This window comes from Gordonia effusa NBRC 100432 (assembly GCF_000241305.1).
In the GTDB taxonomy this organism is placed as follows: Bacteria; Actinomycetota; Actinomycetes; order Mycobacteriales; family Mycobacteriaceae; genus Gordonia; species Gordonia effusa.
In genome coordinates this window covers 56479-82247 of record NZ_BAEH01000050.1, presented here as the reverse complement: position 1 = coordinate 82247, position 25769 = coordinate 56479, and the positions used below count along the sequence as shown (strand labels likewise).

The window sequence follows — 25769 nt, the reverse complement described above, 5'->3', positions numbered from 1 at the left end:
GACCTACGATGCCTCTCCTCGCAGCGCTGCGCGCCGCACCTCGATCGACGGTCGTCGCGGCCAAACAGGTTGCCGTGCTGCATAATTCCGGCCTAATCGACCTCCACAATCCCGTGCGGCTACTCCGAACGTCGCGCACGATCGCGGCCCTCGGCCCGATCGCCGGTGCAGTCCGATTGTCTGCCCGACGATGGGGCGACACGGTCGCCATCATCGATGCGCAGGGACCAGTGACGTACGCCGAACTTGACGCTGACACTGACACTCTTGCTCGACGGTGGCTCAGCGATGGCCTGGCGGAAGACTCGACGATCGGGGTGCTGTGCCGTGATCACCGCGGACTCGTCAGCGCAATGGTCGCGGCGGCGAAGGTCGGCAGTCGGTTGGTATTTCTCAACACCGGATTCGCGGCGACGCAGCTTGCCGATGTAGTCAAGCGGGAGGGGATCGATGCTCTGGTCGTGGATGCGGAGTTCGAGGTAAACGCGGCGCACATACCCTCCGACATTCGCCGACTCGAGACCTGCGTGGCATCGAATTTGGTCAGCTCACCATTGCGTATGCCCGCGCGCCAGGGTGGATTTGTCATCCTGACCGGCGGTACCACCGGAACCCCGAAAGGTGTACCGCGCAAGGTGGAATCGCCGCTCGCCGCCGCGCAGTTCTTCGACAAGGTACCGATGCGGCACGGCGACGTGGTCTTGTTATGCGCACCCCTGTTTCACGGGACCGCGCTTTCGCAGTTCATCCTCTCGCTCAACTTGGGATGCACCAATATCCTGCACGGCAAATTCGACGCCGCACGCGCGCTCGCCCAAGTCAGCGAGCATCGCGTCACAACGATGGTTGTAGTGCCGACGATGCTGCGCCGGATCGTCGAGCTCGATCCGGCGCAGCTCGCAACCTATCGGACCGAGAGCCTCCGGATCGTATTCTCCGCAGGGGCAGCACTGCCGTCCTCGTTGGGAGACAAGGTAATTAGCCACTTTGGACCGGTGATCTACAACTTCTACGGCTGTACCGAGACTGGTACGGCGACTATCGCGACACCCGAGGACTGGATCGCGGCGCCGGGAACCGTAGGGCGCCCGCCGGTAGGAATCACGGTTCGGCTGTACGAGGACAACACGCGGCTGGTTGATGAACCGAACCGAACCGGGACGATCTATGTCGGCAATTCGATAGCGTTCGCGGGCTATTCCGGTGGCGGCTCCAAACGTGTCGTCGATGGCTTGATGAGCACCGGCGACATCGGACACTGGGATGAGGGCGGGCGACTGTTCGTGGACGGTCGTGACGACGACATGATCGTCTCGGGTGGGGAGAATGTGTTCCCGGGCGAGGTTGAGGAGCTGCTGTATGCGCATTCCCGGATCAGCGAAGCCGCCGTGCTGGGAGTTCCCGACGACGAATTCGGCCAGCGGCTATCGGCATTCGTAGTCGCCGACGACGAATTGACCGAGATCGAGGTGAAATCATATGTGCGAGAACATCTCGCGAGGTTCAAAGTCCCTCGCGACGTGCGGTTCGTCGATGACCTGCCGAGAACCGCTACCGGAAAAATCCATCGTGCGAGTCTGACCGAGATGGCAACACGGTCGCCAGCGGAGCACGACGAACTGGGTGGTCGACCACCTCGCCGGGCCTGACGATCAGCCTTAAGCGGCGCAGTGGCACGATGGATTCATGACCCGCTTGGACTATGCCGAACTCAACTCGACCATCCGATATCTGATGTTCTCGGTATTCGCGGTGCGACCGGGCGAACTGCCCGCCGACCGCACCGCAGCAAGCAACGAGCTGGCCGAGTTCATCAAATCGGTGCAGGACAGCGGGATCGTGGTGCGCGGCGTGTACGACGTTTCCGGACTTCGCGCCGACGCGGACTTCATGATCTGGTGGCATGCGCCAGCAGTAGAAGACTTGCAGGCCGCCTATCAGCGGTTTCGCCGGGAGACCACGCTCGGTCGCGCAAGCAATCCGGTGTGGAGCAATGTCGCGGTCCATCGGCCGGCCGAGTTCAACAAGAGCCATATCCCGGCTTTCCTTGCTGGCGAGGACCCGGGAAATTACATCTGCGTGTACCCGTTTGTGCGGTCCTACGAGTGGTACCTGCTGCCCGACGAGGAACGTCGCAAAATGCTCGCCGATCACGGCAAAGAGGCGCGCGGCTACAAGGACGTACGCGCCAATACGGTGCCGTCTTTCGCGCTGGGTGATTACGAATGGATCCTCGCGTTCGAGGCGCCCGAACTCATCCGCATCGTCGACCTCATGCGTGACCTGCGGGCGACCGAGGCGCGGATGCACGTACGCGAAGAGACGCCCTTCTATACCGGTCCGCGGGTCGATCCCGCAGATTTGGTGGTAGCGCTCCCGTGACAACGGCTGATCACCGCACACCCGTCATTGTTGGAGTAGGGCACCTTCGGTCGAATCGTGACCGAAACCCGGAGGCTGCGCGATCGCCGCTGGACCTATTTGTCGACGCGATCGGTCGCGCGGGTGTCGACTGCGGCGTTCCCGAGATTGTGGCGCGAGCCGACACCATCGGCACTACCGACGTCGCCTCGTGGGGTTATGACAACCTGCCGGCCATCGTCGGAGGGGAGATCGGTGCTCAGCCAACGCGATTCATCTCCGGCCCGATGGGTGGAAATCAGCCGGGTCAGATCCTCGACGATGTCGCGGCCGCGATCGCCGCGGGCGAGAGCAGCGTCGCCGTTCTGGGTGGAGCCGAGGCGGTAGCTTCGCTGCGCGCGGTACTCGGTACCGGCCAGGTGCCCGACTGGACCCCTGGCGAGTTGACACGCGTCGATGTCTCGGAGATCGCTTCGGATGTCATGATGCGCTACCACCTTGGGTTGCCCACCCGTTGTTACCCGCTCTACGAGAACGCCTTTCGCGCTCATCGCGGATTGAACTTCGCTGCTGCACAAGAAGAGTCGGCTCAACTCTTCGCCGACTTCACCACTGTCGCGGCCCGTCAGGCGGCGGCATGGGATCCGCATATTCGGACCGCGGCGGAAATTGGCACCGTGACGTCGGCAAACCGGATGATCTGCCAGCCGTACCCGGTTCGGATGAACGCGCAGATCGGCGTGGACCAGGCCGCTGCGGTGATCGTAACTAGTGTCGCAGTCGCACGCGAAGCCGGCATTGACGAGTCAAAGTGGATCTACGTGCGTTCGGCCGCCGGAGCCGCCGAGCCGGTGGATATGTTGTCGCGCAGCAGTTTTCATTCGTCGGTCGCACTGGAGTCATCGCTGACGACCGCGCTTGATCGGGCTGGCGTTCGCGCGGCGGACTTCGGTGTACTCGATATCTACAGCTGTTTCCCCGTCGTTGTGAAGTTCGCCGCGAAGGTGCTTGATCATCCGCTCGACGCCAGGCTGACCTCGACCGGTGGATTGTCGGCATTCGGCGGACCCGGCAATAACTATTCGACGCACGGGCTGGTCGCGGTCACCGAGCGCCTGCGCGTCGAGCGAGGGCTGGGTTTGGTCTATGCGAACGGCGGCATGCTCACCAAACACCATGCGGTAGTACTGGACTCGCAGCGACCGACCGAGCCGTTCAGCGGCGGCGCGGCACCGACGGTCGCCCAGGGTCACCCGCCGATCGTCGAGCCGGATTGTGGGACCGGCGTGGTGGAGACCTACACCGTCGAATTCGATCGGGACGGTACACCGACCAGGGGATGGGTGATTGGCCGTACCGAAGCCGGCGAACGCTTTCCCGCTTTGATTACCGATCGAGCGACGTTGGCCGAATTGGTGCGGACCGACATCGAACCGATTGGTCGACGCGGCGTTATTAGTTCGATTGACGCGGCGTCGGGCGGCGACGGAGCAGCCGACGCGACCGGAACACTGACGACGTTGACGTTGGGGGAGTAGGCAGCACGCTTCATCAAGACCGCGTGCTGTTTGTGGTCGCAGGCGTAGAGGTTTCGTATAGATCGAGTGATGATCAGTTGTGCGGCAACATCATTGACTCATGACCAGCTATCAATGGGGTTCGTACACCGAGTCTGATGAATGCTATGGACTGCACCGAGTCCACATGGTGGTCTTCCCGCCCGGATGCAGCCGGAGTGATCGCGGTTGGCTACGTGCGTGGCGGGCGTGGCCGATTGTCGGAATCATCATCGGCATCGGCGTTTTCTTCTTCGCCGCGGGTCACCTCGCGACACCGTTAGCCGTGGTTGTCGCGATCGCGATTCCAGTGACGCTGACGATAGCGATGGCGGTGCGGGTCCGCGGAATCAGAACTCAGGTCGCCGAAGTTCTGACGTTGGCGCCGCCGAATACTCGCTACTTCGCCGGCGGCACGGCGGCACTATTGGTTGCGCAACGGCTCATCGAGTCCAGTGATCAATATCGGCATGGGCAATTGGACGCTCATGCGTACCAGCGCGACTGGCAACGGGCCTACGAGTACATCGCGCGGTAGGGGGCGCGGGTGTACTAGCGGTGACCTGTTCTATGGGAGAGCGTTCGTGGTCTCGATACACCCGGCTCGGCTGGCGCCTCGCCGGGCACTCGACCAGCGGATAGGGCCAACGCCGGGAATTCGACCAGCGGATAGGGCCGACGCCGGGCACTCGACCCGCGGGTGGGAGCCGCCTCCTACCCGCCGGGTCGATCGGCAGGAGGCGGCTCGCGTAGCTAGTTACATCCGCTTTCTGCTAACGAATAGTGATTACCGTGCTGCACGTCGGCGCTGGAAGCGCCCACAGCGCATTGCGATTGACCGAGTTGAGCGTCAATTGGACGCGTCCTTTGCCAATCTTCGACGTCGGAATCTCCCTATATTGAGACCCGTTGTAAGGCTGTGTCACTTGGTGAGGGAAACGCCAAGTGAACCGTTTGCCGGTCTTAAGGTTTCGCAGATCAATCCGCGCGTCCGAATGGTAACCCAAGTAGCTGTCCCACTTTGTGGCGATTCCCGTCGTTGCGCCACGGTGAGTGACGTAGATGCCGATAGGTTGGTACGGCAAATCTACGACGTTGGGGCTCAATCCGATACATTTTGACATGTCGTAGTAGTCGGTGCTTTTGTCGTGAATGATGACTGCCGCTGCTGGTGCGGCGCCGGTGAGCGTCGCGCCGAAAGCTCCCGCCACGGCAACCGCTGCGGCAATAAACTTCATTCGAAAGCGCTGCTGATTCATTCGTTACCTCATCTGTAGAACGAGTGGACAGAGAGGCCAATGTGGCGCACACCGATTGTGTACATCTGCGTCGCATAACCAACCCCCTGCTTATCGGCGGAACGAGTGACCGCCCACACTGTTGATCGGTGTGACTGGGGAGGTTGTTAGCGTGCGTAGCTATTTTGTTACCACAGCAGGGGATCGACAGTAGAACTTCGTTAGACAAGCGGACGGTGGCAAGCCTTCGTACCTGGTTTACTCTGCGGGCTCCAGCGTCAGACTTGTCGAATTGATGCAGTAGCGCAGGTTGCGGCTTTAGGGCGCCAAAGCGGGTTGCACATTATTCTGTTCCATGGATGGTTTTGCTGGCAATGTGCCATCTATCGCTTCCTGCGCAGACAACGAAAAGGAGATCCTGTGAGCGGCATATCTGGCAACGCGTTACCCGCGCTCAGCAAGGAACCGCAAGAAGTGGCACCAGGGGTCACCATCACACTCGCTTGGCTAGATTACCCCGGAGAGCCGAAATACGACAACCAAAGCCTTATTGTGGCAACTGTCCACAACCGATCCAAGTCCGTATTCATGTTCGATAAGAATAGATCATTCTTTACCGTAGGGAACGAGCGGATACCCTGCTCAATGGTCTTGAACCTAGAAGCCGCTCCTGCGGGATTTGACGGCAAAATGGCCTGGCAGTTCGACATAAAAAGAGGTGAGTTAACCGACGCCACCCTCACCATTGAGGGGATTAGATGGACGGGCGACTTCACTAAACTCGTAGAACCCGCCTCATCGCCTCCACCCTCAAAGTGAGACGTCGACCGAGAGTGCCTGGCTGACGTCATCGATCGTCATTGCATCGGGGCAGTAGCTCGTGGCGCAAAAGCATTGAGCCAGAGAATGTCCTGTAGCTGTCGACAGTGTGGCCGCTACTGAGCGTGCTCGCTGTTGGGGACGAAGGTCATCCAAGCCCTGACAGCAGTGGTGCCTACTCCGCAGGCTCCAGCGTCAGACTGATCGAATTGATGCAGTAGCGCAGGTCTGTCGGGGTGTCATAACCTTCGCCGGAGAAGACGTGACCGAGGTGGCTGCCGCAGTTGGCGCACAGCACCTCGACGCGGCGCATGCCGAGTGAGTCATCGGCACGTTCGATGATCCGATCACCGGCGAGCGGCGAGAAGAACGACGGCCAGCCGCAATGCGAGTCGAACTTCTGATCGCTGCGGAACAGTTCGGTGTTGCATGCGCGGCAGCGGTAGATTCCGGTGGTCTTGGTGTCGGTGTACTCGCCGACGAAGGGCGCTTCGGTGCCGGCCTTGCGCAGGACCTTGAATTCGGCCGGGGTCAGGCGTTCCCGCCATTGTTCGTCGGTCAGGTTACTCAGGTCGTCGACTGGGCCGGGCTGAGAATCAGAAGTCATTTCTCCAGCGTAGTCAAGGGTGCCGCTGTGCTGCCAGCTTCGTTGTCGGACTGGGCGGAAGGAGTATCGGACTTAGCGAATTCGGTGAGGAACGCGCCGGCCTCACCGGCCTTGCGTAGATCGAGGTAGCGGAACAGCAGTGAGCAGAACACCGCGATCATCAGCAACGACCAGCCCCAAGTCACCTTGTTGTATTCCAGCAACCGGCCGAACGGCTCCCACCTCGTCGAGAAGAAGGTGTCGAAGCTGAAACATCCGTAAACACCCAGCCACGCGGGCCAATTGCGCATCGGCGACCCGGGGATGAACACCGACATCAGGAGCGGGAAGAGCAGCATCGAGTAGTACCCCTGGCCGAGCGGTCCGACCAAGAAGGATGTGCACAGCAAGATGCCGGATGACGTGGTGAGCCACAGGAGTGTGTTGGACTCGCGGTAGTAGCGGTAAAGGAACCACAGGCTGAAGACGGCCATCACCGCGAACGCCGCGCGCAGGATCAGGATCAGCCAGCTATCGACACCGTAGTGAAGTCCGTTGCCCGCGATCGACGAGTTGTAATAGTCGCGGGCTTCCTGAAGGTAGGGGTAGGTGCGCTTGAGGAAATCCATCGGGTCGACGCTGACGGGCCATGCTAGCGCGGTCAACACCACGGGAATGCCGATCGCGCCGACCAGGATGCGCCACTGACGATTGAGCAAGGGCAACAACAGCAACGGTGCGAGCACGGGTTTCACGGCCAACGTCAGGCCGATCGGTACACCCGCCCACCACTGCTGATTGCGCAGCATCAGAATCATGAACGCCAACATGCCAAGCAGAACGAATGAATTGAAATTCGTGAAGACCAACGTGTGCGCGACGGTTTCGGTGCTGAAGAAGAAGAACAGCACGGTCGGGAAAACCCATGAGCGCCAGCCGAATCCGAACAACTTCGTCAACAAGTAGGCGGACGCGATCAACGCGATGACGCTGAACGTGATGAACAACCAGCGCGAACGCTCCGGGTCGATGACCGCGAGGGGAGCCATCAACAGGGTTCCCGACGGCGGGTACAGATAATGTGGCTCGACGGTGTTGTACGCCTCGCCATATACCGACTGGTTGTTGAGGAATCGCAGCGCTGCTTGGTAGACCGGCGTGAAATCGTCGGTGCGATCGCCGTTAACGCCCAGGATGATCGAGCGCTGTAAGACCATCATGATGCTGATCGGCCACAGGATCATGGGAATGATCCGTTGCACATTCATCTGCGGATACAAGACACGGTCGGCTATGGCCACTCGCGAACCCTACTACGTCGTCGTTTGCGGAGGAAAAATACCACGCGCGTGTGTCAGCTTGGACATGCGCGTTCGGCCGGTCCCGCTAGCGGTTCTGGCTTCAGATAGTCGCTCACCGTATCCGCCGCGCAGGAGCTGTGGGCCAGGACCGAGTAGCCCAGCCCGTCCCAGCTGAGGGAGATCGGAGTGGTCCCCGCTTTAGCGAATCCGGACCCCAGCGTCGTGACATCACTGCCATTGATCGGGTCGTTGGTAGCGGCGAGCACAAGTGGCGGCGTGACGTAGGCGGTTGGGGCCTTGGCAGCGGGCGTCGTGCCCCAACCGTTGCACCGGACGAGCCCAAGAGCGGCATCGGTGCCGGTCAGCGGGTTCTGCTTGGTCCAGGTGGTGATCAGGCCGGGAATCTGGTCGAGACCGACCGATCCCGATGAGCTGTTGCACGCGCTGAGCAGCTGTGGCTGACTCTGCCGCAATCGCGTGGCCACGCCGACCAATGCGGTGAGTGATTTGGTGTCACCTCTGTCGGCGGCGCCGATCGCGGCGGCCAGTGCCACGCGGTCGGCGTCGGTGAGTGCGGTGCCCAGAGCGGTGGTAATGGCTGTGAGCACGTTTGTGTCGGATAGGTCGGTGAACTCGCCGCGGTTCGCCTTGGACAGGACAGACGCGATAGTCGCCTGGGGATTGGCGCCCAACGCGCATTGCGGGAGTTGGGAGCATCGCTGGGCGAAACTCGTCAACGCACGTTGAACGCCGGTCGCCGACGTTGCCGCCCGATCGCGGGCGTTAGCGCCGAACGACGTCGGTGTGTCGAGAATCAGTCGGCCGACGCGGTCGGGATATTGCGCCGCATAGGACAACGCGACGTCGGCACCACTGCCTAGACCAAGGATCGCGAGTCGGTCGACACCCCATTTGGCGCGTAACGCGTTGAGATCGCTGGCGGCCAGTTGGGTGCTGAAACTCAATTGATTGGGCGACAGAGTGTCGGTGCAGGTGTCCGCAGCCGACGACGCGGCTTTTGCCAGCCGGTCGATTCGCTGCGGCGTTGTCGCGTTGGCCGGTGCTCGCAGCGGTCCGGGATAGCCAGCGATTCCGTTGTTGACGATGGTCGACGCGTCAATCATCGTCATGCAGTCGATTGCCGAGCCAGAATCACTACCTCGCATCTCCACCGCGACGACCGGATTGCGTGCGAGCATCGACTTTCCCTCGCCCGAGGCCAGCATCAACAGGGCACGTTGTGCGGGTAAGTCGGTCCCGGTGGTCAGGACCACCGGTGGTGCGTTTTTGGGCGTCGATGCGGTCCGGAGCCGAACCGCATCGATGGTGAGCGGTTCGGAGTCCGCGTTGGGATCGATCGGCGAGGTGAACGATGCGCATTCGATAGCGGTGCCGGTTGCCGGCGCGGCGACTTTGAAGCGGTCGAGGACCGATTTCGCGCAGTCAGTCCAGGCGAGATCGGTGCGCGGCGCCTGCAGAACCGGCGCTTTGGGCGCGTTCGATGTCGTCGGCGACGGGTTATCGCCACCACCATTACCACCGGTGATCGCAGCGGGGCCGGTGTCGGGGCCGGTGGCGCAGCCGGCGAGCAGAATGGTCGCCGCGGTAACGCAGGCGCCCAGGATCAGGCGAGGTCGCATACCGGCGAGGGTAGTCGGAGATGATGGCACAGTCGGTCAGGCCCGCCGGGTCCAACGAGCGTAGAGGTATCCGTCGTCATCGCCGATCAACTGGTCCAACTGGACACGGCGCAGGTCGATTGGGTTGGGGCCGTGGGCAATTCGACTCCCGACGCCGCCAGCCAGCGTCGGCGAGGTGGTCAGACACAATTCGTCGACCAGGTCGTCGGCGAGCAGCGAGCCGAATAGTGATGGACCGCCTTCGCACAGCAAGCTGGTGTGACCGCGTTCTCGGCAGTAGTCGACCAGCGCCGGCAGGTCGACCGCGGTCTCGCCGCCGTCGATGATCGTCGCGCCGGCATCGACGAGTTGGGCGCGCCTGGCGGCATCGGCCGTCTTTGACGTGACAACCACTACCCGCGACGACGACAACGCTTCGTAGTCGACCGGTATCGACAGTGACGCGGAGACCAGAATGAGTAGGCCGCGCTCGGGGGCGCCATAGTTCTCGGTGACCGCGGTGCGCGCCCCGACGATGATGGCATCGGCGAGTTCTCTGAGTACGTGGAAGATGAGTTTGTCCCCGGCGTTGGCGAGACCGCCGGACCGGCCGTCGATAGTCGCCGAGCCGTCGACCGAAGCCACGAAATTGACCCGGAGGTACGGCTTATCGCCCGCTGGATAGGCATAGGCACGCTTTAGCCATTCGTTCAGTTCAGTACCGGACTCGGGTACCGGGTCTGTGACCTGGGTCGCTTTATGTAATAGGAACACCATGCCATTGTGCCTGGGCTGGTTACCCTTGCCTGCATGAATACTTGTGTGGCCAAAAATCGCAGGCCCGCTCGGGTCGCCGCGGCCGGTCAGGCGCGTTGATGGCGTCGAAGCTGTGCGATCGAAACCCGGTTGTCGCACCGGAAGCGCTGATCGCCGAGATGGTGCCACCGCCGACCTTCGACGACGTCAGTTTCGACAGCTATATCCCCGATCCCAACGAGCCGTCGCAGGCCGAGGCGGTCGCTGCGGCGCGTAGCTTCGTCGAGCGTGCGACCAAGGCTCGGAGCGGGAAACGTGGCCTGTTCGGCCGCAAACCTCCGCCGCACGGCATCGGCCTGTACCTCGACGGTGGATTCGGCGTGGGCAAGACTCACCTGCTGGCGTCGATTTATCACTCGATGCCCGGTCCCAAGGCATTTGCGACATTCGTTGAGATCACCCAGGTGGTTGGTGCGCTCGGCTTCATCAATGCCGTTGAGCGCCTTGCCGGTCACAGTGTCATCTGCATCGACGAGTTCGAGCTCGACGACCCTGGGGACACGATGTTGGTCTCCCGATTGCTGGCGGAGTTGACCGACAAGGGTGTGTCGATTGTGGCGACGTCGAATACGTTGCCGGGACAGCTCGGCGAGGGGCGGTTCGCCGCTCAGGACTTCCTGCGCGAAATCCGTAAGCTCTCCGGCATCTTCGAAACCATCCGCGTCGACGGTCCCGACTATCGGCATCGTGACCTGCCGCCGGCACCCGACCCGCATACCGATGCCGAACTTGCCGCGCTGGCTGAATCAACCGATGGATCGACCCTCGACGACTTCGACGCCCTGTGCACACATCTGGCGACCCTGCATCCGTCGAAGTACAAGGCGCTGGTCGGTGGAGTCACGCTGGTCTGTATGAGGCAGGTGCACCCAGTTAACGATCAGTCGGTCGCATTGCGCATCGTCGTGCTGGCCGACCGCCTGTACGACGCCGGCGTGCCGGTTATGGTGTCGGGCGCCAAACTCGACCAGATCTTCACCGAGGAAATGCTCAACGGCGGGTACAAGAAGAAGTACCTGCGCGCGACGTCGCGCCTGCTCGCCCTGTCCCGGTTCGCCGAAGCGGGCGTGTAGGACGACGAGCCGCGATGGCTCGTCAGTCGAGTAGCCGCGTCATCACGTAGTCGTGCTCGATGGTGGCGCCCAGATTGAAGGTCTTGGTTCCGGCGACGCCGAAGCCCATTTTCGCGTAAAAGCGTTGGGCCCGAAGGTTTTCCTGGTTTACTCCCAGCCAGACGATCGCGCTCTTGCGGGCGCGTGCCGTATCGATTGCGCGGGTCATCAGTGCGTGTGACGCGCCCGCGCCGTGATGGTCGGGGAGTACGTACATCTTGCTGATCTCCGACACTGGGCGAGCGGTCACGACGGCGGCGACGTCGGGGTCGGGTGGATCGCGGTGCAATACCAGGCAATAGCCAATGATCTGTGAATCCTGTTGTGCGACTAGCACTTCGGCATTGTCGCGAGTGATATAGCCGCGAAAGTTGTTCGGGGACAGCTGATTCGCGATGAAATCGGCGATCGCGTCCGGCGGCGAATGTGGGGGACAGGCGAGCGGGAAGGTGATGGCGGCGACGTTGGCGATCGCTTCGGCGAGGTTGGCGTCGGTGGCTGTCGATACCGACACATTGGGATTCACGGTCACCAGAACACGGTAGCGAATGAAAGTCGGCAAAGAAGCGGACAGAAACTGTCCGGAAGGGGTTGCACACTCGTGTGTGAAAGCAACCACCTCGACAAGGAGACTCGACATGTACCTGCCCCAGCGCGACGACGAAGCAACCAGCATCGCTAATTACATTGACCAACAGCTTGATGCGATCCGCGCGGCCGCCTTCGGTCTCACTGCCGATCAATTGCGCGAGACTCCCTGTCGCAGTGACCTTTCCATCGGTGGTCTGATCAAGCACACACTTGACGGAATGCGTGGTGCTATAGATCGACTGTCGGGGGCCGACGCGACTCCGGAAATATCGGAGGCCGGCATCGCGGACTATCTCGCGGGTTTTGTGGTCAGCGCCGAGGAGTCGGTCGATGCGTTACTCGACGATTTCGACGCTGCGCGGCGCACCCTGCGAGAACTAGTACTTACTAGCGAGCCGGGTGCCGAGACCCTCGCGCCGCCAGCGCCTTGGAGTGGCATCTACGATGCTCGTCCGATCCGCGTTCGCTATTTCCTCAATCATCTCATCGAGGAATATGCGCGCCACGCCGGTCACGCCGACATCATCCGCGAGCAGATCGACGGAATGTCGGTGCCGGCGTTGGTGATGACTCTGGAAGGCGCGCCGGCCAATCAGTTCTTCACACCGTACGTGCCGCCGCCCGCGACGATCGGTGCTGACCGGGGCTGATCGGGGTGTGGATAGTGGCGTGCGGCGGCGTCGGCTAGATTCGAGCGATGTCGATCGTCTATAGGTGGCTGGATGCTCCGAAATACACGACGGAGCAGGTGCGCGGTCTCGCAGCGGGTGCGATCTATCTGGCGATTGAGACTCGTGATGGTCCGACCGCCGATCACTGTGATGATCTCGACTACAACAGCACTTTCCGAATCGCGAACCGATCGGTGCTCAAGCGTAGTTGGGGCGTCCGCGGCCATGACGACGCCATGGCGACCATGACAGCGCTGCTCGACGGAATGCACGGGCCGCAACTCGATCAACTTATCTCGCGCGTGCTGCCAGCTGTTGGTGCGCCGCAAGAACATCGGCATGAGTTTTTACGTGCCCTGCGCTCCGAGCATGGTTTTGGCGGATCGGCGGTGGCTGGCGAAGCTATTGCGGCACTTGCGCTTCCGCAGATGCCCTCGCCGCTGCCGCCCTCGACCTACGCGTGGGATGTGGTCCGGTTGGCGATGTTGGCGCGACGTACCGTCGCTGCCGGCTGGACCACTCCCGACGAGGTTTTGCCGCTCGTCGTGGAAGGTGCTGTGCGAGCGCGTAATACGTTCGCCGACTGGCGAGAGTTCGGCAATTCCTTCGTGGTCGGGCGTGCGATGTGGTGCTGCGACGAAGGTTCCGGTGCGGTGGCGAAGTCATTGGATCAGACTGTCCCGGCGGTCAATTCACTACTGACAGAGCTGAGCAGCCCGTGGATTCGATTGCCGTGGTGAGTTGGGGGCACCGAAACGTCTACGCCGTATCGGACTTCGGCGGCACGATTCGGAAATCCTCAGCGTAGGCGACAACGCTCGTGGAGTCGCCATGGTCGATGGGGTCCGGAAAGAATATCTCGTAAACATGAACTCCGGTGCCGGGCTCCGTATAGATCTCAAGGACCGTACCGCGAGCCCCTTTTCTCACGCCATCCTCTATGTCGGCGAACCTGTCGGTAGTGACTTCGACGGAGGCCAAGTAGCGGGGGTCATCTGGTCTTTCTCTCATTGGGCAGTTACCTCAATCTGCGAATCCAGTAAATGGTGTAACCAATCGAATGCTTCCGTCTGGTGAACAAGCCACCTATACAAAATTTTAGCGCCTGGCTTGCCGTTCTTGCCCGGAAGATCGATAGGGTCGCTTTCGTTCCCCGTCCTGATCGTCCTTGCCCTTGGTGAAATTGCCGCTGCTGTATGCACTGTATAGCGGGGGTCATGTTCTGTGTACCTAGACGGCGAGCGGACATCATCTCTTGGGCATTTGCTTGTACTCACCTGGCACTACACCGGCATCTTCGGGAAGAAGTGTCGTGCTGTAGTACGCCGCTATTGGAGTTTGGAGAAATCCCTGAGCATTGGTTTGGTCTCCAACTTTCGGGTAAGGCGTGCCTGGGCGCATGTACAGTCTGTTTTCGTCGGTTGTCGAATTTTCGCAGGCTGAGTTCGGAAGGCGAGTTCCCCTATCGTTCGTTAAATCCCAATTGACACATATTGGTCGGAAGTCGTGTGGTGTGGTATCACATCCCGTGAACTGGAGTACGGAAACCGCTGCTGCTACGCAGAACGCAGCTTTCCGCGCGGACCACCTTCTACTCGTTGGTGTACCTAGGGCGAACAAGGTATCGCGTCTATGGTAATTCATTTTCGCCATCCGCCTCCGATGCCCACCGAAGGAGATCATCGTTGGTTTCTGATTCTCCCATAGTGCCCCAATATATGGTGTGGACCATCAGAATCCGATCTTTCTCATTTTGGCGAGATAGCAGTAAATCGCCGACGATTGAGGTGGGCTATTCGATGTTTCTGACGCGTTGATATGTGGCAAGGCGCCCCGGCGGATCACTGATCGCGCCAGAGCGATTTGCCGTGTTGCGTGTCTCTCGTTGCGAGGCCATTCTTGTGAAATGGAGAATCCTTCACTGCGCCGTGTACATACCTTAGGAGATGGAGTGTAATTCCGGTTAGGGTCCAGCCTGTGATTGATCGAAGGGTCCCGCTACTTCCAACCAACTCATTAGCAATATTTCCGCCGATGGCGGCGATTGCTACGAAAAATAGTCCCGTCGCAAGTCGGAGTCCGCGTACTTGAACCTTAGAAAGGCCGGGTTTGGGTGAGGACCCGCCGGACGAAGTGGCCGATAGAACCGCCGCGGCGTAGGGGACAGCGTAACTGGCCGCAACCTTTACGGGATCGCCAAATGCACACTGAAGTGCGAGCATGAGGAGAGATCCCAAGGTTAGAAATATTAGCAACACCATTATCGTAGTCGTGACTAATTTTCGCCACTGAGCCGGAGGGTGGTGTGTAGTTGCGGCTGCCTGGGAACCACCAGCCCCGAGTCGACGAAACATCCCTGGTCCCTAATGCTCGGCCGCAATATGCGACAACATGAATTTTCTATGCATGAAAGCATGAATTGGGCGAGGTCGGCAATATGAAGTCCGAATTGTGGCAGTCGCAAAACGGGCAATACGTGTGATGCTCGCAGACTGCACCCGCGAGGATCAAGTGTCCACAGGTCGTCCACACCAACGAGAAAAGGCTCCCTTGAAAGGGAGCCTTACCTGCGTAAACCGTGGTGCGCGATACAGGGATTGAACCTGTGACCTCTTCCGTGTCAGGGAAGCGCTCTCCCGCTGAGCTAATCGCGCGAGACTATGAAATTCGGTGTGGTGGAGGTGGCGACGGGAATCGAACCCGTGTGGACGGCTTTGCAGGCCGTTGCCTCACCACTCGGCCACACCACCAAATGCGAGTGGAACTCGCTGCGAATCCTTGACGGACTCACTCCGAGCGGATGACGGGATTCGAACCCGCGACCCTCACCTTGGCAAGGTGATGCGCTACCAGCTGCGCTACATCCGCATTCCCACACTGCGTCCGATCCGTACGTGGTGTCGTTCGCGGTGCGAGGTGAAACATTATCGGATGCCATCGCTGTTCGCCAAATCCGCTGGTTGTGGTTGTTTCCGAGCCGCGTTACAGCGATGTCATTCGTCACCGCGCCGAATGCCGAGCGGACAGAATTCGATTTGGTTAGGCGGGGGGCAACCATGCTAGTCTCGTCCCTCGTGTACGGGAGTTCCCGTCCGGTCCCATAGCTCAGTGGAAGAGCGCTCGCTTCACACGCGAGAGGTCGCTGGTTCGAACCCAGCTGGGACCACTTTCTATTTCCACTGGAAATGTCCCCGTGGTGGGAGCAGACGCTATATCGCCGTCTGCCGTCGTGGCGGGGACAGTTTCAGCAGACCTTCCCGTATTCTCACCTCGTGCCCCGGGTCGATTCGCGTGTTCAGGGCTCGGCAGGCCGAGCGCAGATCTCGCTAGGTTGGCCGGTTGTCGCCGGATTTGCTGTGCTTGCCGGACTAGTCGTTATCTGGCACCTGACCGCCATTCCGATGGACAACCAGCTCTACGGGCTGTTCCAGAATTACACCGACCTGAAGGTTTACCGGGCGGGCGGGCGGACCGTGCTCGATGGCATACCGCTCTACGCGCAGCCGGTGCTCTGGAAGCTCGACTTCACCTATCCGCCGATGGCCGCGATTGTCTTCAGCCCGCTTGCCGCGTTGAGCATGACCAACGCCGCGTTGACCTGGTGGATCGCGACATTCCTCGCTCTGGTGGCGATTATCGTCTTGTCCTTCCGCAGCTTGGGCTATCGAGTCGACGTCAGAATGTATTGGGCCGCAATCTTTTTGGCGGTCGCGGTAACCGCGCTCGAACCGGTCCGCACGACGATCTGGCTCGGGCAAATCAACATCTTCCTTGTCCTGTTGGTCATCGCCGACCTAGTCCGCCGACGACCAGGCGCTGCGGGACGTTGGCGGGGCATCGGAACCGGACTCGCCGCCGGGTTGAAGCTGACGCCAGGCTTCTTCCTGATCTACCTCGCCGCCAGCAGACAATGGCGAGCATGCGCGACGGCAGCAGCGACGTTGGCCGCGACAGTCGCCGTCGGCTTCGCGGTCATTCCGCACGACGCGTGGTCGTACTGGACCCAGGACGTCGGCGGCGCCCAGCGAGTCGGTCGCGTCGACTCACCGGCCAATCAGTCGGTGCACGGATTCTTATCCCAACTCATGGCCTATTTCGACGTCCGGCGCTATCTGGTCCACCAGGAAGTTGGGCCGCCGGCATTCGATGCTCCGCGATGGCTATGGATCAGTGCGGCGGTGATTGTTGCGGCGCTGGCACTGTGGGCCGCCGTTGGTGCGTACCGAACCGGCCGGGAACTCCTCGCGGTGACCATCGTCGGTATGACGTCGTGTGCGGTTTCGCCCTTCGCGTGGGGGCACCACTGGGTGTGGTTCGTCCCATTGCTGATCCTCGCCCTCGACGCCGCCTATCGCGGCTGGCTCGCACGCCGACGCCGCTGGTGGCGATACCTGGCTCTACCCATTGGGCTGGTCGCGCTCAGTTTCACCTATGTGTACAACTGGTTCGGCTCGGGACGTCACCTGACTTCGGATCACGCCATCGCGTTGGGTTTGTTCATGATGCCGCGCTACCCGGCGTCGAGCTGGTGGAACGTTCCGCCCGCGCTGCTTTACGCTGGCTGCTATCTCCTGGTGTTGGCCGTCACTGTCGTATTGACGCTGACTTCCGTTCATCAATCAGACCTAAGGTGGATCGCAATCAGAATTAGAGCGCGCAAATTCCGGTACGTCGTGCACTCGAACCCCAAACTCCACCTCGCCTACCGAATCTGCGTCGGTGTGGTTGGGGTCGCCGTATTGCTCGTCGGCTTTGTCACCATCCCGTACCCCGGACCGGGATGGTTGATCGTCTTCCTCGGGTTGGCGATCCTGGCGTCGGAATTCGCGTGGGCGCACCGTGTTTTACAGTTCGCACGTGGAAAATACGACGCGTGGCTCGACTGGATAAAACGCCAACCACTATGGGTGCAAGGCCTTTTCGGGCTTGCCACCTGCGCGATCGTCCTGCTGACCCTCTGGCTGTTCGGAATGTGGTCGATGGTCGGCGGCTGGTTCGGCATCGACGCCACCTGGCTGGCTAGCCCGATCTTCGACTAACCCCCAACGCGCCGCAAGTCTTGTCGGCGCGCGCAGATACCATACTTGCAGGCATCGTCGTCGGCGATGCACGTTCTGCCGCGTTCGAACGCGGCTCGTTCCCTCAAAGGAGTGTCACCAGTGCCCGACCACCAGATAGTCACCAGCGCAGCCACGATCCGTGTGCCGGCCGGGACTACCGCGGGCACCGCGCTGCGCGAACTCGAGCTCCCCAACAAAGGGCCGCAGGCCGTTGTCGTCGTACGTGATTCAGATGGAAAACTGCGGGATCTGTCGTGGGCGCCCGAGGTCGATACCGATGTCGAGCCGGTAGCCGCGGACACCGAGGACGGCCGCAGTGTGATCCGCCACTCCGCGGCGCATGTGCTTGCTCAGGCCGTGCAGGACATCTTTCCCGACGCCAAACTCGGCATCGGTCCGCCTATTCGTGACGGCTTCTACTACGACTTTGACGTCACCGATCCGTTTACCCCCGACGATCTGGCAAAGCTCGAGAAGAAGATGAAGCAGATCATCAAGTCGGGGCAGCGATTCTCCAGGCGCGTCTACGACTCGCTCGACGAGGCGAAGGCCGAGTTGGCGAATGAGCCGTACAAGCTGGAACTGGTCGACGACAAGGGCGCGGGCGACGATCCAGAGGTGATGGAAGTCGGCGGGGGAGAACTCACCGCCTACGACAACCTGAATCCCCGTACCGGAGAACGTATTTGGGGCGATTTATGTCGAGGGCCGCATGTGCCGACAACCAAGTACATCCCGGCGGTCAAGCTCACCCGGTCGTCGGCCGCGTACTGGCGCGGTGATCAGAACAATGCCGATCTGCAGCGGGTCTACGGGACCGCATGGGAATCGGCCGAAGCGCTCGACACCTATCTCGCGCTTCTCGCCGAGGCCGAGCGTCGGGATCATCGCAAGCTCGGTCTGGAACTCGACCTCTTCTCCTTCCCCGACGAACTGGGGTCGGGGCTGCCGGTCTTCCACCCCAAGGGCGGCCTGATTCGCAAAGAGCTGGAAGAGTATTCGCGTCAGCGACATGTCGCGGCCGGTTATGAGTTCGTCAATACGCCCCACATCACCAAGGGGCACCTGTTCGAAGTCTCCGGCCACCTCGACTGGTACCGCGACGGCATGTTCCCGGCGATGCACCTCGACGCCGAATACAACGACGACGGGACGGTCCGCAAACCGGGCCAGGACTACTACGTCAAGCCGATGAACTGCCCGATGCACAACCTGATCTTCCGATCCCGTGGACGGTCGTATCGTGAACTGCCACTGAGACTTTTCGAGTTCGGATCGGTCTATCGGTACGAGAAGTCGGGCGTGGTACACGGCCTGACGCGGGTGCGGGGAATGACGCAGGATGACGCGCATATCTACTGCACCAAAGAGCAGATGCACGACGAGCTGACCAAGACTCTGCAGTTTGTGCTCGACCTACTCTCCGATTACGGCCTCGACGACTTCTACCTCGAACTCTCGACCAAGGACCCGGAGAAATTCGTTGGTTCGGACGAGATTTGGGAAGAGGCAACCGAGACACTGTCGAAGGTGGCATCCGCCTCAGGTCTGGAACTGGTTCCCGACCCGGGCGGCGCCGCGTTCTACGGGCCGAAGATTTCGGTTCAGGCAAAAGACGCGCTGGGTCGGACATGGCAGATGTCGACCATCCAGCTCGACTTCAATTTGCCCGAGCGATTCAACCTCGAATACACCGCCTCCGACGGGACCAAGCAGCGGCCGGTGATGATTCATCGCGCGCTATTCGGCTCTATCGAACGCTTCTTCGGTGTGTTGACCGAGCATTACGCCGGCGCCTTCCCCGCCTGGCTCTCGCCGGTTCAGGTGGTCGGCATTCCGGTTGCCGAAGCGTTTGCGGACCACCTGCAGAATGCGGTCGACCTGTTGAAAGACAAGGGGATTCGCGCCGAGGTCGACTATTCCGACGATCGGATGCAAAAGAAGATTCGTACGCACACCACGGGTAAGGTGCCATTCATGCTGCTCGCTGGTGAACGCGACGTCGAAGCAGGCGCGGTGAGTTTCCGGTTCCGCGACGGCACGCAGATCAACGGTGTCCCGGTCGTCGACGCTGTCGAGAAAATCGCCGCGTGGGTGTCCTCGCGACGCAACGAATCACCGTCGGCGGAACTGCTTACACCGGGGACCGACGATGTCTGACATCCCCGACGCGTATGGCGCGCTCCGCGACAGCGGCACGGGTAAACCTGATCATCTGCAACGGCTGTGGTCGCCCCACCGGCTGACCTACATCACCTCCGAGCCGACGCCGGCCACCACCACCGGTCATCCGTTCCTCGACATCCCGGCGATGAACGACGACGACGGTCTGATCGTGGCGCGCGGGTCGTCGGTGTACGCGGTGCTGAATCTCTACCCGTACAACCCAGGGCACACGATGATCGTGCCGTATCGGCAGGTTGCTGATTTGGAAGCGCTGACCGCGGAGGAATCGGCGGAGCTGATGGCCTTCACCCAGCGCATCATCGCGGTGATTAAGCAGGTCTCCAACCCCGACGCGTTCAACGTCGGGCTGAATTTGGGTCGCTCGGCCGGTGGTTCACTGTCGGAGCATCTGCATCAGCACGTGGTGCCCCGGTGGGCCGGCGATGCCAACTTCATCACCGTAATTGGCGAGACCAAAGTCATGCCGCAACTGCTCCGAGACACCCGCGCACTGCTCGCGCAGGCATGGCAGGATCAGACTTCGTGCTGAGTATTCTCGGGCGAGCCTCGGTGTCGAAGGTGACGCTGCCGATGGGCCGGGCTTTGCTGCGGACCGGACTGACCCCGGATGCGATGACGATCATCGGTACTGTCGCTTCCATCGCGGCGGCGGCGACACTGTTTCCCGCGGGCCATCTGTTCTGGGGCACGATGGTCATCTGGTTCTTCGTGATGTTCGACATGCTCGACGGAGCGATGGCACGCGCCCGCGGTGGCGGCACCCGGTTTGGCGCTGTCCTCGACGCCACGTGTGACCGGATCGCCGACGGCGCGATCTTCGCAGGTCTCGGCTGGTGGTGCATCGTGACCAAGCCACATCAATGGCTGTTCGTCGCCACGCTGATCTGTCTGGTCACCTCCCAGGTGATTTCCTATGCGAAGGCTCGAGCCGAGGCCAGTGGACTCAACGGTGATGGCGGACTGATCGAGCGTCCGGACCGGCTGATCATCGTGCTTGTGGGGGCCGGCTTCACAGGACTGGGGCTGTGGTGGGCCATTCACGTCGCGATGTGGGTGCTGGCCGTCCTTAGCATCATCACGGTCGGGCAGCGCATGGTGTCCATCGCGCGCTCGCCAGGTGCACGTGAACTCATCCCGATCGCGACATCGACGCCGGACGACGATCCGGGGATCGACGCGACCGATAACACCGAAACTCGCTGACCATGCCGAACTTCGGGCTCGAAACACTGCGGGACACCCTCACCGATACCGGCTACCGTGCAGGCTGGGCGGCGATCCGTCACGCCCCAGATGGGTTGGCACGTAAGGCTTTCGGATCTGCCGGCGGATACTTCGGTACCCGAGGTGGTGGGCCGGATCAGTTGCGGCGCAACCTCGCTCGAGTCCTCGGCGTCTCGCCGGCGCAGGTACCCGACGATTTAATGGCAGCGTCGATGGCGTCCTATGCTCGCTACTGGTACGAGGCATTTCGGTTGCCCTCAATGGATTTCGCGACCGCCGCGGCCAATGTCCACATCACCGACGAGGACATCGAACATTTCGACTCGCAGTTGCGAGCTGGACGCGGGGTGATCTTCGCCCTGCCGCACAGCGGCAATTACGACATGGCCGGCGTCTGGCTGGTCCAGCACTATGGAACCTTCGCCACGGTCGCCGAGAGACTCAAACCCGAGTCGCTATTCCGGCGATTCCTCGAATACCGAGAGAGCCTGGGATTCGAGATCTTCCCGCTGACCGGCGGCGAACAGCCACCGTTCGCGCAGCTGGCGGATCGACTGCGCGACGGCAAGATCATCTGCCTGATGGGCGAACGTGACCTCACCCGCAAAGGGGTTCCGGTCACGATGTTCGGTGAGCCGACGCGAATGCCTGCCGGAGCCGCGAAACTGGCCATCGAGACCGGTGCCGCGCTCTTTCCGGTACACCATTGGTTCACTGAGGGCGCGACGTCGCGGCTCGTGTGCGGGGAAGAACTCGATACGTCGGCCGGCGTCGATGTGACAACGCAACGTCTGGCCGATGCGTTCGCGGCGAATATCGCCGCTCACCCCGCCGATTGGCATATGCTGCAACCCTTTTGGGAGTCTGACTGGTCGCACGAGCGTCGTGAGCGCATCGCGAACGCGGCCATCGACGGCGAAGCCGGGGGAGCCGCGTCGTGAGAATCGGCATGGTCTGTCCCTACTCATTCGATGTCCCGGGCGGCGTACAGGCGCATGTCGTGGAGTTGGCGCAGGTCTTCATCGAACGCGGCCATGAGGTGAGCGTGCTCGCGCCGGCCGGCCCAGATACGGTGCTACCCGACTACGTGGTTTCGGCGGGGCCGGCCTTGGCGATTCCGTACAACGGGTCGGTGTCACGGGTGAATTTCAGTCCGACCGGCTACCGGCGACTGAGGAGTTGGATCGCCGAGAATCGGTTCGACGTCATGCACGTCCACGAGCCCAACTCGCCGTCGATCTCGATGCTGTCACTGATGGTGGCCGACGGGCCGATCGTCACGACCTTTCATACCGCCACCACTAAGTCGTTGTGGCTCAGCACCTTTCAGAGTGTTCTTCGTCCGTACCACGAACGAATCTCGGGCAAGATCGCGGTCAGTGAGCTCGCGCGACGCTGGCAGATGGAATCCCTCGGCTCCGACGCGGTCGAGATTCCGAACGGCATCAACGTATCGATGTTCGCCGACGCCACCCCCCTAGACGGCTACCCGCGCCCCGGACGCACCGTGTTGTTTCTGGGCCGCTATGACGAGCCGCGCAAAGGGATCGACATTCTGATGCGAGCCCTGCCCGCTGTCGTCGAGAAGTTTCCCGACCTGCGGGTGCTCATTGTCGGTGGCGGCAATGAGCGGGCGTTAACGCGTCGGGCCGGTGACCTGGCCCGCCATCTGGTCTTCCTCGGTCAAGTCGACGACCAGACCAAGGCGCGCGCGTTGGCATCGACCGATGTCTATTGCGCGCCCAACCTGGGTGGCGAGAGTTTCGGCATCGTCTTGGTCGAGGCGATGGCGGCTCGGGCGGCGGTGGTCGCGAGTGACCTCAATGCCTTTGCACGAGTTCTCGACGGCGGGCGTGCGGGAAAGTTGGTTGCCACCGGATCGGGGGAGGCACTAGGCGCCGCACTCATCGAACTGCTCTCCGACGACGCCGCGCGCGCCGAACTGGTCGAGACGGCTTTTTCACACGCGTGGCGGTACGACTGGTCGCAGGTGGCGGATCAAATCATGCGGGTGTACGAGACGGTGACCCTCGGCGCCGGGCCGGTCGCGGTGGTGGACTGATGGGCGCGATCATCACTACGATCGCGCTGATCGTGGCGGGTGCCGTCGTGGTCGTTGCCCTCGGCTGGGCCTACCGTACGGCGCATCGTCTCGACCGACTCAACGTCCGCGTCGACCTTGCCCGTCAGTCGCTCTTGTCATCGCTGGACCGGCGTGCCGTCGTCGCGCGCACGATCGGTGCGGCACTGCGAGACGGTGCCGACAACGAGATGGGCGAAACGGGGCGCGAACTCATCATCGCCGCCGATCGTGCCGAGGCCGCTGACGAGGATGTTCGCGAAACCGCGGAGAACCAACTGTCGTCGATTCTGGGGCGGATTGAGGTCGGTGCCCGTCCGGTCGCTCTCGCAACAGAATTGGCCGACGCCGAGACGCGGGTGATGATGGCTCGTCGCTTCTACAACGATGCCGTGCGAGATACCCGTAGCCTGGCGCGACGTCGTCTCGTCCGGTGGCTGCGGCTGGCCGGTCGCGCGCCGATTCCGCGCTATTTTGAGATCATCGAGCGCGTAACGCCCTGACGGCGGCGTCCGTTTGTGAAGGCTGCTCAACGCTGGCCTAAACTTGATTGGGCCACTCTGTTCACCAGGTGGGTACCCCGTAAGTCACAAATCCACTACTCCAGGAGTTACCACGTGAGCGATATCCAGTCAGGGGCGCAGCCCGGACCGGACACCCCGACCATTCTCGGCGCCGACGGCGGCACCGGCGGCGCGGGCACGGCTCGGGTAAAGCGGGGGATGGCGGAAATGCTCAAGGGCGGCGTCATCATGGACGTCGTCACTCCCGAACAGGCGAAGATCGCCGAGGACGCCGGCGCGGTCGCGGTGATGGCGCTTGAGCGCGTGCCCGCCGATATCCGTGCGCAGGGCGGCGTTTCGCGGATGAGCGACCCGGACATGATCGACGGAATCATCAACACCGTGTCGATTCCGGTCATGGCGAAGGCGCGGATCGGGCATTTCGTCGAAGCGCAGGTTCTGCAGAGCCTGGGCGTCGACTATATCGACGAGTCTGAAGTGCTTACGCCGGCCGACTACGCCAACCACATCGACAAATGGCAATTCACCGTGCCGTTCGTCTGTGGCGCGACGAACCTCGGCGAGGCGCTGCGTCGGATTACCGAAGGTGCCGCGATGATTCGCTCGAAGGGCGAGGCCGGTACCGGTGACGTGTCCAACGCGACCACGCATATGCGCAAGATTCGCGGCGAACTTCGCCGTCTGACTTCGTTGCCGGAAGACGAATTGTATGTTGCCGCAAAGGAATTGCAGGCGCCGTACGAGTTGGTCGTCGAGGTGGCCAAGGCAGGTAAATTGCCGGTGACACTGTTCACCGCGGGCGGTATCGCCACCCCCGCCGACGCCGCGATGATGATGCAATTGGGTGCCGAAGGCGTCTTCGTCGGCTCGGGAATCTTCAAGTCGGGTAACCCGGAACAGCGCGCCGCCGCGATCGTCCAGGCCACGACGTTCTACGACGATCCCGACGTGCTGGCCAAGGTCTCGCGTGGTCTCGGCGAGGCAATGGTCGGGATCAACGTCGACGAGATCCCGCAGCCGCACCGCCTCGCTGAGCGCGGCTGGTAACGCTAGCTACTGAAAACCGCACCGTCCGGACCGGCCGAGGGCACATTGCCCCCGGCGGGTCCGGACGGTGCTGTTTCCAGCGGTCGGGGAACCAGAGCCGGTGGTCGCGACGTCCTAATCGGTATGGGAGAAGACTGGGGCGTCTATCGGACCGCTGAGTTGCTGCGGATGGGCGAGAGTACTGCGTCGATCCGGGTCGCCGCGCGCAATGGTGACTTGCTCGACCTGCGACCGTGCTGGTGGGCGATAGGTTCTGCCAATGAGACCGTTGCCATGGCGGTCAAGGCCGGTGGGGTGCTCTCCTGCGTGTCGGCACTGCGGCTGCGCGGTATCTGGGTAGCTCCCGGATATCACGGCGTTCATGTGCGGCTCAGTCGACACGGTGAGGACTCCGGGAAGCGCCGATGCGCGCCATTCGGACGCCAGATACCGACTCGTCGAGCGGTCGACGATGTCGAGACCGCACTCGCATGCGCCGCGCGATGTATGTCCGAAGAGGATTGGGTCGCGGCCGTCGACAGTGCCCTCAACAAGAAGCTCACCTCAATGAATGTGCTCCGACGACGATGGGGCCGGTACCGCGATAGGTCGAGCTCATGCTGGCCAAATGCGATGGTCGGGAACCGAGTCGATCGTTCGGCTACGCCTGCGCGTGCTCGGATTCAACGTCGATGTGCAGGTGTTGATCGAGGAAGTCGGACGGGTGGATCTCGTCGTCGGGCAGTTGGTCATCGAATGTGATTCCGCTGGATTTCACACATCAAAACAGGCGCGTACGGCAGATAGTCGTCCTGATCGGCAAACGTTGATCGGGCATCGGATCGTGATCCGACTGATGTACGACGAAGTGATATTTGACTGGCCTGTTGTTTTGCGCGAGATCCGCGCTCTGACCGACACAGGTCGGCACCGAGACCGGCGGTAGCGATGACCTCCGGGCTGCGGAAAACCGCACCTGTTGGTGTCGTCGAGGGCAA

Annotated in this window: 24 protein-coding genes and 4 tRNA genes; 18 read left to right on the top strand and 10 right to left on the bottom strand. The window is 61.6% G+C overall.

Annotated elements, in window-relative coordinates; translation table 11 throughout:
* The first annotated feature begins 8 nt into the window (after window positions 1-8).
* From GOEFS_RS09255 to GOEFS_RS22430, 4 genes are all read left to right on the top strand, one after another.
* Window positions 9-1649, top strand: a complete 1641-nt coding sequence (locus tag GOEFS_RS09255) for an AMP-binding protein (RefSeq protein ID WP_007317636.1) — start codon at window positions 9-11, stop codon at window positions 1647-1649.
* A 37-nt stretch (window positions 1650-1686) separates the two neighbouring features.
* Window positions 1687-2382 carry a hydrogen peroxide-dependent heme synthase gene (gene hemQ / locus GOEFS_RS09250; protein ID WP_007317635.1) on the top strand — a complete coding sequence of 232 codons (696 nt, stop codon included), beginning with the start codon at window positions 1687-1689 and terminating at the stop codon, window positions 2380-2382.
* Window positions 2379-3899: a TLP1 C-terminal extension domain-containing protein gene (locus GOEFS_RS09245; RefSeq protein WP_007317634.1), complete on the top strand. Its 1521-nt coding sequence runs from the start codon at window positions 2379-2381 to the stop codon at window positions 3897-3899. Before hemQ ends, GOEFS_RS09245 begins: the two co-directional genes overlap by 4 nt.
* 100 nt (window positions 3900-3999) lie before the next feature.
* On the top strand, window positions 4000-4455 hold the full coding sequence (locus tag GOEFS_RS22430; RefSeq protein ID WP_007317633.1) for a DUF6611 family protein: 456 nt from the start codon (window positions 4000-4002) through the stop codon (window positions 4453-4455).
* Between the two features lie 235 nt (window positions 4456-4690).
* Here the strand turns inward: GOEFS_RS22430 and GOEFS_RS09235 are convergent, their stop codons facing one another.
* The gene (locus GOEFS_RS09235) at window positions 4691-5176 is read right to left on the bottom strand and encodes a hypothetical protein (protein WP_007317632.1); all 486 of its coding nucleotides are present in this window, start codon (window positions 5174-5176) and stop codon (window positions 4691-4693) included.
* 399 nt (window positions 5177-5575) lie between these two features.
* On the opposite strand from GOEFS_RS09235, the gene GOEFS_RS09230 reads away from it, so the two are divergent.
* Window positions 5576-5974 carry a hypothetical protein gene (locus GOEFS_RS09230; RefSeq protein WP_007317631.1) on the top strand — a complete coding sequence of 133 codons (399 nt, stop codon included), beginning with the start codon at window positions 5576-5578 and terminating at the stop codon, window positions 5972-5974.
* Between the two features lie 175 nt (window positions 5975-6149).
* Here the strand turns inward: GOEFS_RS09230 and msrB are convergent, their stop codons facing one another.
* The 4 genes from msrB to GOEFS_RS09210 are packed head-to-tail and all read right to left on the bottom strand — an operon-like array spanning window position 6150 to window position 10254.
* The gene (gene msrB / locus GOEFS_RS09225; protein WP_007317630.1) at window positions 6150-6581 is read right to left on the bottom strand and encodes a peptide-methionine (R)-S-oxide reductase MsrB; all 432 of its coding nucleotides are present in this window, start codon (window positions 6579-6581) and stop codon (window positions 6150-6152) included.
* Complete coding sequence (locus tag GOEFS_RS09220) at window positions 6578-7861, bottom strand: glycosyltransferase family 87 protein (protein WP_007317629.1); 1284 nt, start codon at window positions 7859-7861, stop codon at window positions 6578-6580. The genes msrB and GOEFS_RS09220 overlap by 4 nt, the downstream gene beginning before the upstream one ends.
* Window positions 7862-7914: 53 nt before the next feature.
* Window positions 7915-9501 carry an alpha/beta hydrolase gene (locus tag GOEFS_RS09215; RefSeq protein ID WP_007317628.1) on the bottom strand — a complete coding sequence of 529 codons (1587 nt, stop codon included), beginning with the start codon at window positions 9499-9501 and terminating at the stop codon, window positions 7915-7917.
* A gap of 36 nt (window positions 9502-9537) precedes the next feature.
* Window positions 9538-10254 (bottom strand): dihydrofolate reductase family protein, encoded by a 717-nt coding sequence (locus GOEFS_RS09210; protein WP_050949842.1) that lies wholly within the window; start codon window positions 10252-10254, stop codon window positions 9538-9540.
* Window positions 10255-10355: 101 nt separating this feature from the next.
* Here GOEFS_RS09210 and zapE point away from each other — a divergent pair, with 101 nt between their 5' ends.
* Window positions 10356-11369, top strand: coding sequence for a cell division protein ZapE (zapE, locus tag GOEFS_RS09205; protein ID WP_007317626.1), 1014 nt, complete (start codon window positions 10356-10358; stop codon window positions 11367-11369).
* A gap of 22 nt (window positions 11370-11391) precedes the next feature.
* On the opposite strand, the gene GOEFS_RS09200 is transcribed toward zapE, so the two are convergent.
* Entirely contained in the window at window positions 11392-11943 is a 552-nt protein-coding gene (locus GOEFS_RS09200; RefSeq protein WP_245549807.1) for a GNAT family N-acetyltransferase, read from the bottom strand.
* 103 nt (window positions 11944-12046) lie between these two features.
* On the opposite strand from GOEFS_RS09200, the gene GOEFS_RS09195 reads away from it, so the two are divergent.
* Together GOEFS_RS09195 and GOEFS_RS09190 are read left to right on the top strand one after the other, a co-directional pair.
* Window positions 12047-12649: a mycothiol transferase gene (locus GOEFS_RS09195; protein WP_007317624.1), complete on the top strand. Its 603-nt coding sequence runs from the start codon at window positions 12047-12049 to the stop codon at window positions 12647-12649.
* Window positions 12650-12696: 47 nt separating this feature from the next.
* Window positions 12697-13410, top strand: a complete 714-nt coding sequence (locus tag GOEFS_RS09190) for a DUF1266 domain-containing protein (protein WP_007317623.1) — start codon at window positions 12697-12699, stop codon at window positions 13408-13410.
* A gap of 19 nt (window positions 13411-13429) precedes the next feature.
* Here the strand turns inward: GOEFS_RS09190 and GOEFS_RS09185 are convergent, their stop codons facing one another.
* The 4 genes from GOEFS_RS09185 to GOEFS_RS09170 form a co-directional block, all read right to left on the bottom strand.
* The gene (locus GOEFS_RS09185; protein WP_007317622.1) at window positions 13430-13681 is read right to left on the bottom strand and encodes a hypothetical protein; all 252 of its coding nucleotides are present in this window, start codon (window positions 13679-13681) and stop codon (window positions 13430-13432) included.
* Between the two features lie 1568 nt (window positions 13682-15249).
* Window positions 15250-15324 (bottom strand) — tRNA-Val (locus tag GOEFS_RS09180).
* Window positions 15325-15346: 22 nt separating this feature from the next.
* Window positions 15347-15420 (bottom strand) — tRNA-Cys (locus GOEFS_RS09175).
* A gap of 45 nt (window positions 15421-15465) precedes the next feature.
* A tRNA-Gly gene (locus GOEFS_RS09170) sits at window positions 15466-15538 on the bottom strand.
* Window positions 15539-15764: 226 nt separating this feature from the next.
* On the opposite strand from GOEFS_RS09170, the gene GOEFS_RS09165 reads away from it, so the two are divergent.
* From GOEFS_RS09165 to GOEFS_RS23035, 10 genes are all read left to right on the top strand, one after another.
* A tRNA-Val gene (locus GOEFS_RS09165) sits at window positions 15765-15836 on the top strand.
* A gap of 106 nt (window positions 15837-15942) precedes the next feature.
* Window positions 15943-17709 carry a TIGR02611 family protein gene (locus GOEFS_RS09160; protein WP_170323150.1) on the top strand — a complete coding sequence of 589 codons (1767 nt, stop codon included), beginning with the start codon at window positions 15943-15945 and terminating at the stop codon, window positions 17707-17709.
* A gap of 120 nt (window positions 17710-17829) precedes the next feature.
* On the top strand, window positions 17830-19890 hold the full coding sequence (gene thrS / locus GOEFS_RS09155; protein ID WP_007317619.1) for a threonine--tRNA ligase: 2061 nt from the start codon (window positions 17830-17832) through the stop codon (window positions 19888-19890).
* Window positions 19883-20446, top strand: coding sequence for an ATP adenylyltransferase (locus tag GOEFS_RS09150; RefSeq protein ID WP_007317618.1), 564 nt, complete (start codon window positions 19883-19885; stop codon window positions 20444-20446). Before thrS ends, GOEFS_RS09150 begins: the two co-directional genes overlap by 8 nt.
* The gene (gene pgsA / locus GOEFS_RS09145; protein WP_007317617.1) at window positions 20440-21120 is read left to right on the top strand and encodes a phosphatidylinositol phosphate synthase; all 681 of its coding nucleotides are present in this window, start codon (window positions 20440-20442) and stop codon (window positions 21118-21120) included. The genes GOEFS_RS09150 and pgsA overlap by 7 nt, the downstream gene beginning before the upstream one ends.
* A gap of 2 nt (window positions 21121-21122) precedes the next feature.
* A complete protein-coding gene (locus tag GOEFS_RS09140) occupies window positions 21123-22082 on the top strand; it encodes a phosphatidylinositol mannoside acyltransferase (RefSeq protein ID WP_007317616.1) in 960 nt (319 codons plus the stop codon).
* Window positions 22079-23203 (top strand): glycosyltransferase family 4 protein, encoded by a 1125-nt coding sequence (locus tag GOEFS_RS09135; protein WP_040524808.1) that lies wholly within the window; start codon window positions 22079-22081, stop codon window positions 23201-23203. The genes GOEFS_RS09140 and GOEFS_RS09135 overlap by 4 nt, the downstream gene beginning before the upstream one ends.
* Window positions 23203-23724, top strand: a complete 522-nt coding sequence (locus GOEFS_RS09130) for a LemA family protein (protein ID WP_007317614.1) — start codon at window positions 23203-23205, stop codon at window positions 23722-23724. Before GOEFS_RS09135 ends, GOEFS_RS09130 begins: the two co-directional genes overlap by 1 nt.
* A 162-nt stretch (window positions 23725-23886) precedes the next feature.
* Complete coding sequence (pdxS, locus tag GOEFS_RS09125) at window positions 23887-24792, top strand: pyridoxal 5'-phosphate synthase lyase subunit PdxS (protein ID WP_050949841.1); 906 nt, start codon at window positions 23887-23889, stop codon at window positions 24790-24792.
* Between the two features lie 607 nt (window positions 24793-25399).
* A complete protein-coding gene (locus GOEFS_RS23035) occupies window positions 25400-25717 on the top strand; it encodes a putative endonuclease domain-containing protein (protein WP_138917946.1) in 318 nt (105 codons plus the stop codon).
* Window positions 25718-25769: the final 52 nt, after the last annotated feature.

Excerpts from the sequence above, each read along its gene's own strand:
- GOEFS_RS09215 (WP_007317628.1), bottom strand. The coding sequence starts at position 9,501 with ATGCGACCTCGCCTGATCCTGGGCGCCTGCGTTACCGCGGCGACCATT.
- GOEFS_RS09130 (WP_007317614.1), top strand. The coding sequence starts at position 23,203 with ATGGGCGCGATCATCACTACGATCGCGCTGATCGTGGCGGGTGCCGTC.
- msrB (WP_007317630.1), bottom strand. The coding sequence starts at position 6,581 with ATGACTTCTGATTCTCAGCCCGGCCCAGTCGACGACCTGAGTAACCTG.
- zapE (WP_007317626.1), top strand. The coding sequence starts at position 10,356 with ATGGCGTCGAAGCTGTGCGATCGAAACCCGGTTGTCGCACCGGAAGCG.
- GOEFS_RS09235 (WP_007317632.1), bottom strand. The coding sequence starts at position 5,176 with ATGAATCAGCAGCGCTTTCGAATGAAGTTTATTGCCGCAGCGGTTGCC.
- GOEFS_RS22430 (WP_007317633.1), top strand. The coding sequence starts at position 4,000 with ATGACCAGCTATCAATGGGGTTCGTACACCGAGTCTGATGAATGCTAT.
- GOEFS_RS09255 (WP_007317636.1), top strand. The coding sequence starts at position 9 with ATGCCTCTCCTCGCAGCGCTGCGCGCCGCACCTCGATCGACGGTCGTC.
- GOEFS_RS09140 (WP_007317616.1), top strand. The coding sequence starts at position 21,123 with ATGCCGAACTTCGGGCTCGAAACACTGCGGGACACCCTCACCGATACC.
- GOEFS_RS09190 (WP_007317623.1), top strand. The coding sequence starts at position 12,697 with ATGTCGATCGTCTATAGGTGGCTGGATGCTCCGAAATACACGACGGAG.
- GOEFS_RS09195 (WP_007317624.1), top strand. The coding sequence starts at position 12,047 with ATGTACCTGCCCCAGCGCGACGACGAAGCAACCAGCATCGCTAATTAC.
- GOEFS_RS09150 (WP_007317618.1), top strand. The coding sequence starts at position 19,883 with ATGTCTGACATCCCCGACGCGTATGGCGCGCTCCGCGACAGCGGCACG.
- GOEFS_RS09185 (WP_007317622.1), bottom strand. The coding sequence starts at position 13,681 with ATGAGAGAAAGACCAGATGACCCCCGCTACTTGGCCTCCGTCGAAGTC.
- GOEFS_RS23035 (WP_138917946.1), top strand. The coding sequence starts at position 25,400 with ATGCGATGGTCGGGAACCGAGTCGATCGTTCGGCTACGCCTGCGCGTG.
- hemQ (WP_007317635.1), top strand. The coding sequence starts at position 1,687 with ATGACCCGCTTGGACTATGCCGAACTCAACTCGACCATCCGATATCTG.